A 325-nucleotide genomic window follows, 5' to 3' on the forward strand; every position below is an offset into this window, starting at 1 on the left:
AGGGCTGCCCAGAGCTGGCGGCTCTCGCGCAGGATCAGGCCGCGCTGCGGCAGGGCGAGCGGCAGCGGCTCGGCGGTTCCGGACATGGGACGCTCTCCGCTCACTCGAACCGGGCGGTGTGCTCGCCGAACAGGCCGCGCGGGCGCAGCAGCAGGACGAGCACCATGAGGGCGTAGACGGCGGCCTCGGTGGCCGGCGGGTAGGCGTAGGCGGTGAGGCCCCGGACGACGCCGACGACCAGCGCGGCGAGCACAACACCCCAGAAGGAGCCCAGACCGCCGATCACCACGACCACGAAGGCGAAGGTCAGGATCTCGGCGCCCAT

1 protein-coding gene is annotated in these 325 nt (G+C 72.9%); it reads right to left on the reverse strand.

All coding sequences use genetic code 11. The features are described 5' to 3' along the window. Positions 1-100: 100 nt before the first annotated feature. On the reverse strand, positions 101-325 hold a 225-nt coding region (locus ACLBYB_RS32965), incomplete at its 5' end, for an ABC transporter permease subunit (RefSeq protein ID WP_447701400.1).

The sequence above is a fragment of the Methylobacterium sp. D54C genome (assembly GCF_053345595.1).